This is a genomic window from Biformimicrobium ophioploci, assembly GCF_030270605.1.
In the GTDB taxonomy this organism is placed as follows: domain Bacteria; phylum Pseudomonadota; class Gammaproteobacteria; order Pseudomonadales; family Cellvibrionaceae; genus Biformimicrobium; species Biformimicrobium ophioploci.
In genome coordinates, this window is sequence record NZ_BSYJ01000004.1 from 38,592 (window position 1) to 55,723 (window position 17,132).

General features: G+C 62.1%; 16 protein-coding genes and 1 riboswitch. Of the genes, 11 read left to right on the forward strand and 5 right to left on the reverse strand.

Annotation, left to right across the window (positions count from 1 at the left end; genetic code table 11):
- Positions 1 to 7 precede the first annotated feature (7 nt).
- The 3 genes from nirB to QSJ80_RS10155 form a co-directional block, all read right to left on the reverse strand.
- On the reverse strand, positions 8 to 2,539 hold the full coding sequence (nirB, locus tag QSJ80_RS10145; RefSeq protein ID WP_285764336.1) for a nitrite reductase large subunit NirB: 2,532 nt from the start codon (positions 2,537 to 2,539) through the stop codon (positions 8 to 10).
- Between the two features lie 252 nt (positions 2,540 to 2,791).
- Positions 2,792 to 4,528, reverse strand: a complete 1,737-nt coding sequence (locus QSJ80_RS10150; RefSeq protein ID WP_285764337.1) for a bifunctional protein-serine/threonine kinase/phosphatase — start codon at positions 4,526 to 4,528, stop codon at positions 2,792 to 2,794.
- Positions 4,529 to 4,533: 5 nt separating this feature from the next.
- Positions 4,534 to 6,000 (reverse strand): NarK family nitrate/nitrite MFS transporter, encoded by a 1,467-nt coding sequence (locus QSJ80_RS10155; protein WP_285764338.1) that lies wholly within the window; start codon positions 5,998 to 6,000, stop codon positions 4,534 to 4,536.
- A 317-nt stretch (positions 6,001 to 6,317) separates the two neighbouring features.
- Positions 6,318 to 6,467, forward strand: a riboswitch (molybdenum cofactor riboswitch).
- Here QSJ80_RS10155 and moaA point away from each other — a divergent pair.
- From moaA to QSJ80_RS10205, 10 genes are all read left to right on the forward strand, one after another.
- Positions 6,456 to 7,433, forward strand: a complete 978-nt coding sequence (gene moaA, locus QSJ80_RS10160; RefSeq protein WP_285764339.1) for a GTP 3',8-cyclase MoaA — start codon at positions 6,456 to 6,458, stop codon at positions 7,431 to 7,433. (Overlaps the previous riboswitch by 12 nt.)
- Before the next feature lie 2 nt (positions 7,434 to 7,435).
- On the forward strand, positions 7,436 to 8,038 hold the full coding sequence (mobA, locus tag QSJ80_RS10165; protein ID WP_285764340.1) for a molybdenum cofactor guanylyltransferase: 603 nt from the start codon (positions 7,436 to 7,438) through the stop codon (positions 8,036 to 8,038).
- Between the two features lie 2 nt (positions 8,039 to 8,040).
- On the forward strand, positions 8,041 to 8,583 hold the full coding sequence (moaB, locus tag QSJ80_RS10170) for a molybdenum cofactor biosynthesis protein B (RefSeq protein WP_285764341.1): 543 nt from the start codon (positions 8,041 to 8,043) through the stop codon (positions 8,581 to 8,583).
- A gap of 4 nt (positions 8,584 to 8,587) precedes the next feature.
- The gene (gene moaC, locus QSJ80_RS10175; RefSeq protein ID WP_285764342.1) at positions 8,588 to 9,109 is read left to right on the forward strand and encodes a cyclic pyranopterin monophosphate synthase MoaC; all 522 of its coding nucleotides are present in this window, start codon (positions 8,588 to 8,590) and stop codon (positions 9,107 to 9,109) included.
- A 24-nt stretch (positions 9,110 to 9,133) separates the two neighbouring features.
- Positions 9,134 to 9,379: a MoaD/ThiS family protein gene (locus QSJ80_RS10180; protein ID WP_285764343.1), complete on the forward strand. Its 246-nt coding sequence runs from the start codon at positions 9,134 to 9,136 to the stop codon at positions 9,377 to 9,379.
- A 24-nt stretch (positions 9,380 to 9,403) separates the two neighbouring features.
- Entirely contained in the window at positions 9,404 to 9,880 is a 477-nt protein-coding gene (moaE, locus tag QSJ80_RS10185; protein WP_285764344.1) for a molybdopterin synthase catalytic subunit MoaE, read from the forward strand.
- Entirely contained in the window at positions 9,871 to 10,629 is a 759-nt protein-coding gene (gene modA / locus QSJ80_RS10190) for a molybdate ABC transporter substrate-binding protein (protein ID WP_285764345.1), read from the forward strand. The genes moaE and modA overlap by 10 nt, the downstream gene beginning before the upstream one ends.
- Positions 10,626 to 11,345, forward strand: coding sequence for a molybdate ABC transporter permease subunit (gene modB, locus QSJ80_RS10195; RefSeq protein WP_434219178.1), 720 nt, complete (start codon positions 10,626 to 10,628; stop codon positions 11,343 to 11,345). The genes modA and modB overlap by 4 nt, the downstream gene beginning before the upstream one ends.
- Positions 11,345 to 12,472, forward strand: a complete 1,128-nt coding sequence (locus tag QSJ80_RS10200) for an ATP-binding cassette domain-containing protein (protein WP_285764346.1) — start codon at positions 11,345 to 11,347, stop codon at positions 12,470 to 12,472. The genes modB and QSJ80_RS10200 overlap by 1 nt, the downstream gene beginning before the upstream one ends.
- 32 nt (positions 12,473 to 12,504) lie before the next feature.
- Positions 12,505 to 13,272 (forward strand): HesA/MoeB/ThiF family protein, encoded by a 768-nt coding sequence (locus QSJ80_RS10205; protein WP_285764347.1) that lies wholly within the window; start codon positions 12,505 to 12,507, stop codon positions 13,270 to 13,272.
- Between the two features lie 7 nt (positions 13,273 to 13,279).
- Here QSJ80_RS10205 and corA read toward each other — a convergent pair whose 3' ends face one another.
- A complete protein-coding gene (gene corA / locus QSJ80_RS10210; RefSeq protein WP_285764348.1) occupies positions 13,280 to 14,248 on the reverse strand; it encodes a magnesium/cobalt transporter CorA in 969 nt (322 codons plus the stop codon).
- A gap of 89 nt (positions 14,249 to 14,337) precedes the next feature.
- Positions 14,338 to 15,561, reverse strand: coding sequence for an alginate export family protein (locus tag QSJ80_RS10215; protein ID WP_285764349.1), 1,224 nt, complete (start codon positions 15,559 to 15,561; stop codon positions 14,338 to 14,340).
- Between the two features lie 200 nt (positions 15,562 to 15,761).
- On the opposite strand from QSJ80_RS10215, the gene QSJ80_RS10220 reads away from it, so the two are divergent.
- On the forward strand, positions 15,762 to 17,075 hold the full coding sequence (locus QSJ80_RS10220; RefSeq protein WP_285764350.1) for an aromatic ring-hydroxylating oxygenase subunit alpha: 1,314 nt from the start codon (positions 15,762 to 15,764) through the stop codon (positions 17,073 to 17,075).
- Positions 17,076 to 17,132: the final 57 nt, after the last annotated feature.

Genomic DNA, 17,132 nt, shown 5'->3' on the forward strand with positions numbered 1-17,132 from the left:
TGTGCGCTCAGGCTTCCATCGGTTCCGGGCGCGGTTGGCCGCGCTCCTCCACAAAACGGATTTTTTCGTCCGCCGCATCGGAGTTGACGAACTGACGGAAGCGTTTCAGTTTTTCCGGGTCTTCGATCGCAGTCTTCCATTCACACTGGTAGGTGCCCACCACATGGGACATGCGCTGTTCCAGTTCATCACAGATGCCGAGCCTGTCATCGATCACGACAGAGCGGAGGTATTCGAGGCCGCCGTCCAGGTTTTCCAGCCACACCGAGGTGCGCTGCAGTTTGTCAGCGGTGCGCACATAGAACATCAGTATGCGGTCGATGTAGCGGATGAGGGTGACGTCGTCGAGGTCGGTGGCAAACAGGTCGGCGTGGCGAGGACGCATACCGCCGTTGCCACATACATACAGGTTCCAGCCTTTTTCCGTGGCGATCACGCCGATGTCCTTGCTCTGTGCCTCGGCGCATTCGCGAGTGCAGCCGGACACCGCCATCTTGATCTTGTGTGGCGAACGCAGGCCTTTGTAGCGGTTCTCCACCAGCAGCGCCATGCCCACACTGTCCTGCACGCCAAAGCGGCACCATGTGCTGCCCACGCAGGATTTCACCGTGCGCAGGGACTTGCCGTAGGCGTGCCCGGTTTCGAAGCCGGCGTCGATCAGTTCGCGCCAGATTTCCGGCAGCTGTTCCAGGCGTGCGCCAAACAGGTCGACGCGCTGGCCGCCGGTGATCTTGGTGTACAGGTTGTACTTTTTCGCCACCTGGCCGAGCACGATCAGCTTGTCCGGGGTCACCTCGCCACCGGGAATACGCGGCACCACAGAATAGGTGCCGTTCTTCTGCATATTCGCCATAAAGGTGTCATTGGTGTCCTGCAGGCCGACATGCGGCTTCTCCAGGATGTGGTCGTTCCACAGAGATGCCAGCACCGAGGCCACCAGTGGCTTGCAGGTTTCGCAGCCGTCCTTCGGCGCTTCGCCGGCGGCATTGCGGGTACCGTGTTTCTGTAGCAATTCCTCGAAGGTACGGATTTCCTCGACCTTGATCTGGTGGAAAATCTCCTGACGGGTAAAGGCGAAGTGCGCACAGAGGTTGTTGTTGACCTCCATGCCCAGCGCCGCCAGTTCCTCGTCGACCACGCTTTTCAGCAGAGCCGCACAGCCGCCGCAACCGGTGCTGGCTTTGGTGCTTTCCTTGACCTCGCCGAGGCTGCAGCAGCCGCCGCTGATGGCTGCGGAGATATCGCCCTTGGCCACGTTGTGGCAGGAACAGATGGTGGCGGTGTCCGGCAGGGCGCCGCCGGCGAGCTCGACGCCTTCCACGCCCGGCAGGATCAGCGCCTCGGGCTGTGCCGGCAGGTCCATGTCGTTGAGGTGATACTGCAGCAGCGTGTCGTATTCCCCGGTATCCCCCACCAGTACCGCGCCCAGCAATTTATCGCCGGCATCGTTGGTGATCAGGCGCTTGTAAACGCCGTGCTGCTCATCGAGGTAAGTGATGGCCTTGGCACCTTCGCTGCGACCGTGGGCATCGCCGATCGAGCCCACTTCCACGCCCAGTAGTTTCAGCTTGGTGCTCATGTCGGCACCGGTGAAGGCCGCAGCCTCACCCAGTAGCACGCCCACTGCGGTGCGTGCCATCTGGTAGCCCGGCGCCACCAGGCCGAAAATACGGTTGTCGTAGAGCGCGCACTCGCCGATGGCGAGGATATTCGGGTCCGAGGTAAAACACTGGTCATCGATCACGATGCCGCCGCGCTCGCCAACAACCAGGCCGGCCTCGCGCGCCAGTTCGTCGCGCGGGCGAATGCCGGCGGAGAATACGATCAGGTCGGTCCAGAGTTCGTCACCATCGGCAAACTGCATGCGCAGCCTGGCTGGCGCGGACTTGCCACCTTCAGTGATTTTCTGGGTCGCCTTGCTGGTGTGCACCTGCACGCCCAGCGCCTCGATCTTGTCGCGCAGTAGCTTGCTGCCGCCCTCGTCCAGCTGCACCGACATGAGGCCCGGAGCGAATTCCACCACGTGGGTCTCGAGCCCGAGCTCGCGCAGCGCGTTCGCGGCTTCGAGGCCGAGCAGGCCGCCGCCGATCACCACGCCGGATTTGCCGGCGCGGGCCGCCGCGTGGATTTCGCCCAGGTCGTCGATGGTGCGGTACACGTAATTACCCGGCAGGTCCGCACCCGGGATGGGTGGCACAAACGGGTAGGAGCCGGTGGCGAGCAGCAGCTTGTCGTATTCGAAGATTTTGCCGGTTTCGCTGGTGAGCTTGCGCTCGGCGTGATCGATATAGGTGACCTTCTCGCCCTTGTGGATGTGGATTCCCCAGTCCAGGTATTGCTGGTAATCCGCCATCATCAGGTCGGCGGCAGTCTTGCCGGCAAAATATTCGGACAGGTGCACGCGGTCGTAGGCGAGGCGCGTTTCTTCGGAGAACAGGGTGATGTCAAAAGTTTCTGCGGCGGGGTGGCCCATCAACTGTTCGATAAAATGGTGGCCCACCATGCCATTGCCGATGATCACCAGTTTGCACTTTTTCATACTGCTTTTCTCACCATGAAAACGTTGGGTCGGTGCCGCCGGGTTGTTGTTATGCTGGCGGTTGCTGTGTGTCGTGCAACCAATACTTCAAGTTTCGTGCCAACAAAACGTGCACAAAATTGCGGGGTTGCCGCCACAAATGCGCGCAGTTCGAATTATTTTGGTGCGTGCACCTGTTCCGGGCGCAACCCGGTGGGCTTTTTTGGTGCGCGCCCGCGGCGACGCCGCTTTTGGTTTGTGGGAAGGCAGCAGTCACAGGCTGCGCAGCAGGTGTGCACCAACAAGGAGCAGCGACAGCAGTTGCCACACCAGCACCGGGTTGCGCTCGATCAGCGGGCGCCGGTCCGGTGGTGTGAACGCCGGGTTGGGTTCGCGCAGGTCGGTCATGAATTCTGACAGCGCCTGGTAGCGCTGCGCGGGGTCGGCGGCACAGGCTTTCGCCAGGGCGCCATCGAGCCAGGCCGGCAGGGCCTTGTTGAGGCGTGTTGCCGGGCGGTATTCGAACTGTGCGTAGTTACGTAGCTGGTAAAAACTGCTGCCGAACCTTTCCTTGTAGGGATAGCGCCCGGTGAGCAGCTCATAAGTGATCACGCCGAGGGAGAACAGGTCGGAAATCTGTGTGGCGGGTTCCTGCCGGAAATACTCCGGGGCAATATAGTTCTTGCTGCCGGGGGCAACTGCGGCGGCTTCCGGGCGGTAATCGCCCAGGCCGGCCACCCGTGCTGCGCCAAAGTCGATCAGCTTGATGCGACCGTCCGGGCAAACCATGATGTTTTCCGGTTTCAGGTCCTGGTGGATCACGGACATGCGCTGCAGGCGGCGCAGTGCACTGGCCACCTGGGCAACGATATCGCGTACCTGGTCAATTTCCGGTGCGGGGTTGTCCGCCATCCACTGGCGCAGGCTCTTGCCCGGTACCAGTTCCATTGCGTGGTACAGAAACCTGCGTTCGGGATGCGGTGTGTGGATGCGAACGATACCCGGGTGGTCGAGGCGCCGCCCGATCCACTCCTCGCGGGCAAACATCTCCAGGTAGTCCGGATCGTCGACAAAATTCTGCGATGGTGCCTTGAGCACGACTTTGTCGCCGCTGCCGAGATCCTCCGCCAGGTAGATATGGCTGCGACTGCTGCTGTGCAATTCCTCCAGTACCAGGAAGTTGTCGATCCGGTTGCCGGGCACGAGTGCCGGCGGGATGGGCAGGTCGCGAGTCTGTTGCAGCAGGTCCGTGGCTTCGGGTTCCGGCAGTGCATCCACGCGGCAGATGGCCGCGGTGAGGTTGTCATCGCTCCCGGCCAGCAGGGCGGATCGCACAAGCTCCTCTGCGGCCTGCTGTGGCTCCGCTGACGATGCCAGCATCCGCAGTTGCGAGGGTGACAGGGCATCATGTACGCCGTCGGTGCTGAGCAGGAACAGGTCGCCGGCCTGCAGCGCCTCACAGCGATAGTCGATTTCCAGGTGCTGGTCCATGCCCAGCGCGCGGCCAAGGAAACGCCGGTGGCCGCCGGTGCTGTGGTCGCGGGTGAGTTGTTCCAGCTCGCCATCGCGCAAGCGGTAGACGCGCGAATCGCCCACGTGCAGCAGGTGTGCCGAGCGGCCCTTGAAAATGACCGCGCAGAAGGTGGTCAGCCAGGCATCGCGGCCACCGCCGGAAAGTGCGCTGCCGGCGCCGCTGTAGCCCTGGCGGAACAGCCAGCTGTTGATGGCACGCAGTACCCGTGCGCCCGCCTCGCTCGCGGACCAGCTGTCGGGGGTACTGAAATAGTCATTGATAAAGCCGTTGACCGCGGCCTGTGCGGCTTCGCCGCCGGCATCGGAAGAGCTTACGCCATCGGCGATCACCAGGGCCGCACCGGCAATGCCGCCCTGTTCCCAGCCGGCGGCATCATCGTTGCGCGGCTTGAGACCGCGCTGTGAGCAGATGCCCGCCTCGAGCCGCAGTTCCTGTGCGGCCCGGGCGCGCAAGCGCAGATTTGCGTCAGCGGACATTTGGATCATCCGACGTCAATCAGGGCCACGCTGCCGTCCGGCATCACTTCTGCCATCTGGCCTTTGGGCTCTTCCAGCAGTAACAGGGTTACCAGACCGAGCACGGCGGTAGCGGCGATGACCAGGAAAAACACCTGGTAGGAAACCATGCTCAGCACGGTCAGGTAGAACACCGCACCGACGTTGCCATAGGCACCGGTCATGCCGGCAATCTGGCCGGTGAGGCGGCGTTTGATCAGCGGCACCACCGCGAACACGGCACCCTCACCGGCTTGCACGAAGAAGGAGCAGACCATGGCGGCTGCGACGGCCAGCCACAGCGGCCAGCTGCTGTCCACCAGGCTCATGCTGAAATAGCCGAGTGCCAGGCCCGCGGTGAGCACCAGCAGGGTGGTGCGGCGGCCGAAACGGTCGCTGATCCAGCCGCCGCCGGGGCGCGACATCAAATTCATAAAGGCATAGGCCGAGGCCACAAGGCCGGCCAGTACCGGGTCCAGGGAAAAGGTCTCGGAGAAGAACAGCGGCAGCATGGACACCACTGCCAGTTCGGAACCGAAGGTGGCGAAGTAGAGCACGTTGAGGACCGCCACCTGCTTGAACTTGTACTGGTGCAATTCATCCACCGGCTCGGAAAACAGGTGCTTGTTGACCGCGTAGGTCTTGCGGCAGTCCATCAGGTACAGGGTGATCAGTGCGGCGTAGATCGTAATGGCCGCGACTTCCGGCAGCAGCGCAACGCCCTGCGGCGACAGTTTCCAGGTCAGCAGGGCCAGCGCAGCATACAGAGGTACCTTCATGATAAGCAGCAGGTAGAAGTCGCTGACGGAAGTCACTTCCATGGCGCCGCCGTTCTTCGGCTTGAAGTAGGTTGCCCCCTTTGGGGTATCGCTCACGGAGAAGAAATAGATCACGCTGTACACCAGCGAGATCAGGCCGGTGAGGCCGATCGCGTAGCGCCAGCCATCGTCGCCGCCAAACAGCAGTGCGATGGTGGGTAGCAGCATGGCGCCGGCGGCGGAGCCGAAGTTGCCCCAGCCGCCGTAGATGCCCTCGGCGGTACCCAGCTGCTTGGCCGGGAACCACTCGGACACCATGCGGATGCCGATTACGAAACCCGCACCGATAAAGCCCAGCAGGAAGCGCGCGATCGCCGCCTGCATAAAGCTGTCCGCCAGCGCGAACATAAAGCACGGGATACTGCCCACCGCCAGCAGCAGGGAGTAGGTGAGGCGCGGGCCGTAACGGTCCGTCAGCATGCCGATGAGGATGCGCGCCGGGATGGTCAGGGCCACGTTGAGGATCAGCAGGGTTTTGACCTGTGCGGTGGTCAGCGACAGGCTCTGCGCGATCGCGCCCAGTAATGGCGCGTGGTTAAACCAGGCAAAGAAGGTGATGAAAAACGCAATCCAGGTCAGGTGCAGGATGCGCGTCTTGCCGCTGAATGACAGCAGGTTCATGGAGCCGGATGACATGGGTTTCCTCCGTGGGGCGAGATCAGTGTCACGGAGGTTTTTTCAATTTACGTGCCAAGCCGGCACGGGTGTCTGACACATCTATATGGATTTTCGGGCAAACGTCCAGCGCGGCTGCACCAAAAAGAGGAGCTGACCGCTATGGCTGCTTTGTTTTCGTGCGGCGCTCTCGGTCTGGCACGGCCGTACGGCACGACGGGCGCGGCCTGCTACCCATTCCGGTGTGTCAGGTAGTAAGCTTGGGAATGCCCGTCCATCAGGGGCTACGGTAGTACCACCTTTGCCCCATGCAGAAATCTGGCACCCTGATAGACTGGCAACAGTTTAAACACCGAGTCCCGCTATCTACCCGGTTGGCCTGAAGGCCCGGCCGCATGATATCGGGACCGTGGCAGTACCGGCCACCAGGGTCTAGCGGGAAACCGCCGGGCCTCCCGAACTTGGAAAGGCGTTTAATGTTACAAGATAGCTTTGGTCGCAGGTTTTATTACCTGCGCCTGTCCGTCACGGATATCTGCAATTTCCGCTGCAATTACTGCCTGCCTGATGGTATCGGTTGCGGCCGCTCCCTCGAAGGGGAAAACCCGCTGTCGGTGGCCGAGGTGTCCACTGTGGTGCGCGCCTTTGCCGAGCTGGGCACGGAAAAGGTGCGCCTGACCGGTGGCGAACCAAGCCTGCGCCGCGACCTGCTCGATATGATGCACGCGGTGCGCGACTGCGACAGCATCCGCCGCCTTGCCATCACTACCAACGGCTATCGCCTGCCGGCCCAGATCGACGACTGGCACAGTGCGGGCCTGGACCAGCTGAACGTCAGCGTGGACAGCCTCGACCCGGCGCAATTCCACAAGATTACCGGCCACGACCGGCTCGACAAGGCGCTTGCCGGCATCGACCGCGCGCTGGAGCTGGGTATTGCCACCAAGGTCAACGCGGTGCTGCTGCGCGAACATAACCTCAGTGAGTTCGAACGTTTCCTCGGCTGGATTCGCGAGACACCGGTGACGCTGCGCTTTATCGAACTGATGCGCACCGGCGACAATCGCGAGTTCTTTGCCAGCAACCACGTATCCGGCAGCGATATCGAGACGCTGCTGGTGCGCGATGGCTGGCAGCAGGTCATCCGTACCCGCGACGCCGGCCCCGCGCGCGAGTATTACCACCCGGATTACGCCGGCCGCATCGGCCTGATTACCCCCTACGGCAAGGACTTCTGTGCCAGCTGCAATCGCCTGCGGATCTCCGCCCAGGGCAAACTGCACCTGTGCCTGTTCGCCGAGCAGGGTTTTGACCTGCGCGAGGTGATTGCCGATGGGGATCATGTTGCGCTGGCGGATCATATCCGCGAGCTGATTCACGGCAAGGCCGCGGCACATGACCTGCACGAAGGCTTCACCGGGGCCACCCGCAACCTGGCAATGCTCGGGGGCTGAGCATGCAGCGCCGGCAGGAATACATCGGTGTGGTTCTGGCAGGCGGCCGCTCCAGCAGGATGGGCCGCGACAAGGCACTGTTGCCGGTCGCCGGTAATGGCACCTTCCTGGAAAAGGCCCGGGGCCTGCTGCGCGAATTGCCGCTGGGTCAGGTGCTGGTCAGTGGTGCGCGCCCCGGTGGCGTGCCGGACCTGGTGCCGGACCGCGGGCCGCTCGGTGGCCTGCACGCCGTGGCCAGTGACAGCAGCGCCCAGGCGGCGCTGGTCATCCCGGTGGACATGCCGCTGCTGGACAGTGGCCTGCTCGCCGACCTGCTCCACGCCGGTGAGCGCGCCGGCCGCGCCTGTTATTTTGGCGACTACTTTTTTCCGCTGTGGCTGCCGCTCGACAGTCGCTGCAGGGATTACCTGCAGCGTGCGGTGACAGGCGAGGTAGCCAACTCAGTGGGCGCCATGTTGCGTCACCTGCAGGCACTTTCCCTGCCGCACCCGCACCGTGATGGCGCGGGCCCCGAATGGCATCGCAATATCAACACGCCGGCGGAATACGCCAGCCTGCCGGTATCGAACCACGCAATCAATACCAATATCACGAGAGAGAACTGATCATGTCCGGACACGCTTCCACTGAATTCGTACCGCTGAATATCGCGGTGCTGACCGTATCCGACACGCGCAACGAGAAGACCGATACCTCCGGTATGTACCTTGTAGAGGCGCTGAAGACCGCGGGCCATCATCTGGCTGACAAGCGCATTACCCCGGACGATGTCTACCAGATGCGCGCGGTGGTTTCCGCCTGGATTGCCAGCGCGGAAGTGCAGGTAGTGCTGGTTACCGGCGGTACCGGCTTTACTGATCGCGACTCCACCCCGGAAGCCCTGCAGCCGTTATTCGATAAGACGGTGGACGGTTTTGGCGAGCTGTTCCGCCATGTTTCCATGAGCGATATCGGCAGTTCCACGGTGCAGTCGCGTGCGCTTGCTGGCCTCGCCAACCGCACCCTGGTGTGCTGCATGCCGGGCTCCACCGGCGCCTGCCGCACGGCCTGGGAAGAGATCCTGCTGGAGCAGCTGGATGCGCGCCACCGGCCGTGCAACTTTGTGCCGCACGTGAAGTTCGAGCAGGTCGCCTGCGAGACCCGGGGTTGATCCGATGAGCGACGCCCAGCACCAATCGCCACACCTGACCCACCTGAACCAGCGCGGTGAAGCCAGCATGGTGGATGTCACTGCGAAGGACGTGACCGACCGCGGCGCGTTGGCGGAAAGCCGCATCAGCATGAGCGCAGAGGCGTTTGCGCTGCTCAGCGAGGGCGCCCACAAGAAAGGTGATGTGCTGGCAGTCGCGCGCATTGCCGGTATCCAGGCGGCCAAGAAAACGGCCGACCTGATCCCGCTGTGTCACCCACTGATGCTGACCAAGGTGGCGCTCGATTTTGAGTTGCAGCCCGACAGCCACAGCGTACATATCAGCGCGTTCTGCCGCCTGGCCGGGCGCACCGGTGTGGAGATGGAAGCCCTGACCGCTGCCTCGGTGGCGGCGCTGACCATTTACGATATGTGCAAGGCCGTGGATCCGGCCATGGTGATCGGCCCGACCCGGCTGGTAGAGAAAAGCGGTGGCAAACGCGGTCACTGGCAGGCCGCTCCCGCACAGGCCGGCGCAGAGAAGTAAAGAGTTCTCGAGAGGAGTAGCAATATGGTCAAGGTCCTGTTTTTCGCGCGCCTGCGCCAGCAACTGGGTACTGGCGAAGTGCGACTGGAAAATTTCTCCGGCAGCATTGCGGCATTGCGCGATGCCCTGTGTGATCAAAATCCGGCATGGCGTGCACACCTTTGCGATGACAACATCCGCACCGCGCTGAACCAAGAGCTGGTAGCGACCGATTGTGCTGTCGCCGGCGGCGATGAAGTTGCGTTCTTTCCGCCGGTCACCGGCGGTTGATGGCGAAAGGGTTGAGGTAAGCCAATGTCCAGTTTCGACAGAATCATTGTTTGCGAAACACCGTTTGATGTTGCCGCGGAATACGCTGCACTGCAGCGCGGTGCCTGTGCTGACGGCGCCTGCGCCATGTTTGTCGGCTCGGTGCGCGATTTCAATGCGGGCAACGGCGTGACCCAGCTGGCGCTGGAGCACTACCCGGGCATGACGGAAAAAAGCCTGGCCGGGATTATTGCCGATGCGCGTGCACGCTGGGGCCTTGGCCGCGTGCATGTCATCCACCGCGTGGGTGCCATGCAGGTGAACGAGGAGATCGTTTTCGTGGGGGTGACCAGCCCCCATCGCCAGGCCGCATTCGCTGCCTGCCAGTACATCATGGACCGGCTCAAGACCGAGGCACCCTTCTGGAAGCGCGAAACCGTGCACGCTGAAGATGGCGCTAGCGAAGAGCGCTGGGTGGACGCGCGCGCGAGCGACACCGCGGAGCTGGAAAAGTGGGCCTGAAACGGGCCCTGTGCTTTTTCCTGTTGCTGGGCCTGCAGCCCGCACAGGCGGCAGACTGCGAGCTGCGCGTCGCCGTTGCGGCGAGTTTCCGTCCGGCGCTCGAGCAGTTGTTGCCGGATTTTGAGCGACAACAACATTGCCGCGTCCGGCTCAGTAGCGGCAGCTCCGGCACCCTGTACCAGCAGGCGCTGCACGGGGCACCCTTCGACCTGTTTCTGTCCGCCGATGCCGAACGCCCCCTGCTGCTGGAGCAACAACAGAAAATCCTGCCGGGCAGCCGCAGCACCTACGCATCGGGCCTGCTGGCACTTTGGCATCCAGCGCCCGGCACAGATGCGAGTGCGCAGTTGCAGCAGTGGCCGGAAAAAATCGTACTGGCGGATCCGCAACTGGCACCGTTCGGAACCGCTGCCAGGCAGGCCATGCAGGCACTCGGCATCTGGGATGCCAAGCAGGCGCAACTGGCGCGTACCCACAATGCCGGCCAGGCCTTCCTGATCCTGGATTCCGGCAATGCCCGCATGGGTTTCGTGGCCGCCAGCCAGATGCTCGCGGCGGGCCGGGACAATTACTGGCTGGTGCCGCGTGAACTCTACCAGCCCATTGCACAGCAACTGGTGGTACTCAAGCGCGGGCCCAACCCCGATGCAGCGCAGGCGCTGGCAGAATATCTGGTATCGGCACCGGTCCAGTCGCGCATCGCGGCCCTCGGCTACGCCGCGGATAACCGGCACGGGATTGTGCCGTGAGCATGCCCGCGGCCGACCTGCAGGCGCTCTGGCTGACCCTCAGGCTGGCCGCCCTGACCACCCTGATTCTCTTTATCATCGGTGTGCCGCTGGCCTGGAAACTGAGTCACTGGCGCAGTCGCTGGCGTCACCTGGTGGAAGTACTGATTACCCTGCCGCTGGTGCTGCCCCCGACCGTGCTGGGTTTTTACCTGTTGCTGCTGTTTTCCCCCAATTATGCAACCGGCCAGTGGCTGGCGGCACTCTGGGGAGAGCCGCTGGTGTTTTCATTTACCGGCCTGGTGATTGCCTCCGTCATCTACTCGCTGCCGTTTATGGTGCAGCCGTTGCTGGCTTCCTTTTCCCAGAACGGCCAGCGCCTGAGCCAGGCCGCGGCCGCGCTCGGTATACCGCCGGCCATCGCACTGTTCAAGGTGCTGCTGCCGGCCAGCAAGGCGGCCATCGTCAGTGCCTGCGCCCTGAGCTTCGCCCATACGCTGGGTGAATTCGGTGTGGTGCTGATGATTGGCGGTGCCATTCCCGGGGAGACGCAGGTAGTTTCGATCGCCCTGTTCCAGCATGTCGAGGCGTTGCAGTACGGTGCCGCACACCGCCTTGCGATCGTGCTGTTACTGGTGACCACGGCACTGCTGTTGCTCGCACGCTGGCTGGGCCGCAACCCTGCCGGCGCAGCCCTGCCACAACCGGTGGCGGGAGTGCCGGGAGTGCCGGGATAATGGCGGGCCAGCTTTCTGCCACCGGCAAGGCGGCGTTCACCCTGGAAGCAGTCGTTGCTGGCGGCCTGGTAGTGGAGCAGCTGGTAACCACGCTGAACGCGGCCAAACCCTGGCAGCTGGCGCTGCCTGCCAGCGGTATCGTCGGCCTTACCGGCCCGTCCGGCGGCGGCAAGAGCACTCTGCTGGCCGCACTGGCGGGGCAGCGTAGCTGCAGCGGCGTGGTCGAGTTCGCCGGTCGTACCTGGCAGAACGGACGCAGCGGTATCCCCGCCCACAAACGCGATATGTCACTTGGTTTCCAGGACAGCCGCCTGTTTTCAGGCCAGACCGTGGCACAGAACCTGGCGCTGGCGCATCGCTACAGCCGCAGGCCACTGGATTCAGGTGCGCGTACCCAGTTGCAGGCTGATTTCGGCATCCAGCACCTGTTGCAGAGCCCGGTGGAACAGCTTTCCGGAGGCGAGGCGCAGCGGGTGGCGCTGTTGCGCCAGCTGTTTCACAATGCCGCACTGCAGCTTTTCGATGAGCCGCTGGCGGCGGTAGACCAGGCGCTGGTCATTCGGCGCCTGTTACCGACACTGCGCGCCTTCTGGGAGCGGCATCCGGCGCTGGTGCTGTGGACCAGCCACAACTTCAATGAAATCCAGTTGCTTGCAGATCGCTGCCTGTGGATGGAAAACGCCGCGCTGACAGGCCCGTTGCGCTTGCAGGATGTGGCGCGCCGGCTGCAGTTCGGTGACTTCGGCCATACCTGTTACAGCCGTGTGGAAGCACTGGTGGTGGGGCAGCAGGGCGGCATGCTGGAGCTTTCCCTGGGCGGACACAAACTGTTTGCGGACCGGGTCACCGGGGATTATGCGCGCGGCCAGTCAGTGGCGTTCCTGCTGGAATCCGGTGATATCAGCCTGAGCCTCGAGTGGCCGGGCCTGTCCAGTATTCTCAATTGCCTGCCGGTGACGCTGGTTGGCAGGCAGGCGCTGGATGATGGCCGCGTGCGCCTGCAGTTGCGCAGCGGTACCCAGGATTTCCAGGCGGACATCTCCTGCCTGTCGTTCGAGCGCCTGGGGCTGCACGACGGTGGACAGTATTTCGCACAATTCAAGGCCGGCAGCCTGGCCGGGCTCTAGTGCGTGCAACCAATAATATTCAAGGACTTGTTTTGATCAGCCACAAGCAGCGAACCCGCTACAGTCGCCAGATTATGTTGCCGCAGGTGGGAGAGGCGGGGCAGGAGAAACTGTCTGCCGCCAGGGTCCTGGTGATCGGCATGGGCGGCCTCGGCTGTCCGGCAGCGCTGTACCTGGCATCTGCCGGCGTGGGAGAGCTGCACCTGGTGGATGCCGATACCATCGAACTGTCGAACCTGCAGCGGCAGGTGCTGTACAAGACCAACCACCTCAAAAAATCCAAGGCACAGGTCGCGGCGCAACAGCTACAGGCGGCCAACCCGGAAATAAGAATCGTGCCGCATCAGTGTATGGCCGATAGCGCCTGGTTGCACGAGCACCTGCCGGGCTTCGACCTGGTGCTGGACTGCACCGACAATATGCAGACCCGCTATGCGATCAACAGCGCCTGCCGCGAACTGCGCGTGCCGGTGATCATGGCATCGGTGCAGGGCTTTTCCGGGCAGCTTGTCAGTTTTGACTTTCGCGAGCCGGGCTCGCCCTGCTATGCCTGCGTATTCCCCGATACCGGTGAAGAGCCGGCCGGTAACTGCGAGACCATCGGTGTAATCGGGCCGGCACTCGGTATGGTCGGCAGCGCACAGGCGCTGGAGGCACTGAAGCTGATTGTGGGCCTGCCCCTTGGCAGCCTCAATACGCTGCAGCTGCTGGAAGCGGAATTCCTCGAGTGGCGCAGCCTGGCACTGGGCGAAGAGCGATGCGAAGCCTGCCGTCAGCGCCAGCACGCCTGCCACGGGTAACCGCGACTCAAAGCCATTTCTTGTGCCGGATCCACGCGAGCCCCCCGGCCACGAACACCAGCATAAACGCCAGCACACCAAAGTAACCGTACCGCCAGCGCAGTTCCGGCATGTTCTCAAAGTTCATGCCGTAGATCCCCGCAATCAGGCTCAGCGGCAGGAATATCGCGGTAACGATGGTCAGCAGTTTCATGATGTTATTGGTGCGGTGGGCGCTGACCGAAATAAAACCGTTGATCAGGTCGCTGGTGAGCTCCTGATACAGGTTGGCCATACTGGCGAGACGCTCGAAGTGCTCGTACAGGTCTGTTAGTTCATGCTCGTCGAACGCCAGTAGTGCATGGTCGTGACCACCCATCAGCTCCTGTATGACCCCGTGCTGGTATACGTAGGCCCTGCGCGCCTTTTTCAGCTGGGAGTTGTAGTTGATCAGCTCGCTCAGCAGGTCATCGCTAGTGGACTCAAAAATCTCATCCTCGATCTCACCCAGCCGTTGTTCGATATCGTACATCAGGGGCAGGTAGCGATCCGCGAGGCCGCGCAGCAGGAAATAGCACAGCTGGCCGATACCGCCGCGGGGCAGCTGCTGCTGGCCGGCGGTCTGGTCCCAGTATTTTTCCACCGATTCAGACGGCAGGTCGTGGCGGGTAATCAGGAAGCTGCCGCTGGCAAAGATTCCGAGCTGGTGACGACTGATGCGGTCGTGTACGGCCTCCCGGGTCAGCTCGTGCATCAGCAGGAATACATGATCCTGGAAAGCTTCGTACTTGGCGGGGTGGCGCTGGCGCTGCGCATCGCGGTGGGCCAGCGGATTGAGCCCAAATGGCCCAAGTGCCGCCGCTTCAATCTGGCTTTGTGCACCGCAGATATCGATCCAGGCGAAGCCGCCCTGGTCGTGGAACCGGGCGAGCAGATCCTCGTTGCCTTGCGCAGCCAGGCGACCACGCTCGTCAAACAGCATTACCCTGATAGCCAATGGCCTGCCTCCCTCGGGTGATACGGGTATCGGGAAGCGTTGAGTATGCCGTTATTTGGCGGCAGAGCAAACCAGGCCGCTGCTGCCGTTCAGGTGGGGTCGAGCATGATGGACAGCCAGAACTTCTCGGTATCCAGGCCGAAACCGTCCGCGTTGTAGTTGGCGTACTTGGCCTGCAGGGTCAGGTGTTTGTTGACCTTGAAGGTTGCGACGAAATCATATTCGTCGCCATAGTAGTCGTCGCCGCGATCAGAGCGGAAGTTGTGGTAGATGAAGCCCAGTTGCACGCCGCAGAGCTTGCCCCCGAGCGAGGCGTAGGCGTCCTTGACGCCATCACCGGGGGTGTTCAGGAAAGTATCGGCCCAGCCCTGGAACTTGTGCAGTGTCGCCAGTGGCGTGATGAATGCCGCATCGCCTTCGCCGCTCAATACCTCATAGCCAAAACCCAGCGTAACGGGTTGCACGGGCACCTTGATTTCACCGAGGAAGTAGTTGGCGTTATAACTGTTGGGGTTGTCACCGTTGTCGGTCTGCAGGGCGGCGGAAAGCGTCCATTGAAAGCCGTCGGCGATATCGCCACGGGCCGCTTTGCCGGTGAATTGCAGGCCGACAGTCTGGTTGGACAGGGTGTCGTTATTGTTGAAATCCATCCAGTAGGCAAACGGCGTCAATACCATGCCTTCGGCGATTGCAAAGGGCAGGCGCAACCCGCCCACATCGCCTTCTAGGTCCGCTGTCGGGCCGTCGGGGCCAAAGATCCGGTTAACGTTCCAGCTATAGGTCAGGTCGCCACGCCAGCGCTTGCCCATGGCCCACTCGCCGCGCACCGCGTCATAGGTCTGCTCGTTCTGGCGCCAGCCCACATTGCCAATAAAGCGCGCATTGTCCTGTATTATGCGCTGGCGCCCGAACGTGGCCGTGAGCGGTTCCGTCTTGTAGCGGAACAGGGCCTGATTCACTTCGGTACCGGTCGGATCAGCAACCACTGGATAGTCGGTGCGCCCGTTGACGGTGGAATTGTAGTCCTCGCTGCCAATCACCGAAATGTCGTCCACTTCAATCATGAAGTTCCAGTGATCCAGCGTGCCGGAGTGCCAGCTCACCCGGCTGCGCAGGGTGCGGGCATTGGCGTCGCGTTCCCTGCTATCCTGGTCTACCAGTTCATGACGCAGCCGGAAGCTGAAATCCAGGCAGCCGCCGCAGACGGCGTCACCCACAGTATGGGCTTGCGTATGGTCGGCCTTTGCAGGACTGGCGAATGGCGGCATCGCAAGGAAAACTGCTGCGAGGCCGGCGGTTGTATGGGCGAGCATTTTTCTTTCCATGGTATGCCTGCGCGGAGGGGACACGGTATTTTTGCAGTCTAGCCGACTAACTGCGCTCCCTGCGGCGGGCATCCTTGCGCATGATCCAGGCCCGCTAATCAAGTCACCTATCCAGGCCCTTACCCAAGCCCCTATCCAACCCTGAAAGCCTGCGTTAAGCTGGCATGAAAAATAACAATGGAGTGGCCATGAACCGCTTTATTCCATTACGGGAAGACGACCAGGCGCAGCTGCAGTCGCGGGTGGCTTCTCAGCTCGCGGACCCGGATGCCGCCCTGGCCGGTTATTTTTACGACTCGCCCCTCGTTTATCAGCGGGAGCTGGAAAATGTGATGTTCAGGTCCTGGCATTTCGCCGGGCATGTCAGTCAGCTCCGCGAAAGTGGCGACTACTTCCTGTATGAGATTGCCACCGAGTCCGTGATCGTGGTGCGCGATGCCGCTGGTGAAATCCACGGCCTGATCAACTCCTGCCGGCACCGTGGCGCACGGGTTTGTGATACCCCTTGCGGGAATCGCAAGACCTTTGTCTGTCCTTACCACGGTTGGGTATACGGCCATGATGGTGCCCTGCGCGGTGCGCGTGCGATGGAGAGCCTGCAGGGTTTCAGTCGCGAGGATTACCCGCTGAAGAAAGTCCGGGTGGCCGTGCGCTTCGGTATGATCTTTATCAATTTCGATCGCGAGGCCGTGGACTTTGAAGCCTGCCTCGCACACCTGGATGCACAGATGCGTCCTTACCAGCTGGAGCACGCGAAGGTCGCGCACCGGCAGGTATACAGCGTGGATGCGAACTGGAAAATCGCGCTGGGCAACTACCTGGAATGCTATCACTGCGAAACCGCACACAGGCTGTATTCACGCGTTCACTCATTCAAGTCTCCCGAGCATGAAGTTGCTGGCCTCAATCGCGATATGTGGGCGCGGTCTGCCCAGGCGACCGGTGTCCCCGGGCTGGAAAAATCGGTTTACCGGATCTTCCGCGAAGCGCCGGGTTTCGGGGCCTGCGTGTATACCAGTCGCTATGCGCTGTTCCCGGGTTTCAAGACGGGTAGCGCGAATGGCGAGCCGCTGGCGCCACTGATGGGCGAATTCAGGGGGTACGATGAGGGCGCGGCTGATTACCAGTTTGGGCCGTTGGCCTACATGCTCAACTACCCGGATCACTGTGTCCTGTTTCGCTATGTCCCTCGTGCAATCGATAAAACCGATATGGAGATTATCTGGTTTGTGCATGGGGATGCCGAGGAAGGCGTCGATTACCAGCGCGATGCGCTGGTGCACCTCTGGCATGAGACCACCCTTGAGGACAAGCGCATTATCGACCTGAATGCGGCGGGTATCGGCTCCCATTTTTTCGAGCCCGGACCACAGCATCCCCAATTCGAGGATACGCCCAGGCGCTTCTTCGACTGGTATCTGAACGCGCTTGTCGGCAATTTCGAGGTAATCGACCCAACACCCCGACAGCATCGCACCAGCGCCAGGGAAACAGCGGAGTAAAGCGGGAAACCATTATGAACACCTTATCCCTCGCCTCGGAGAGGCACAGAAAAAGGA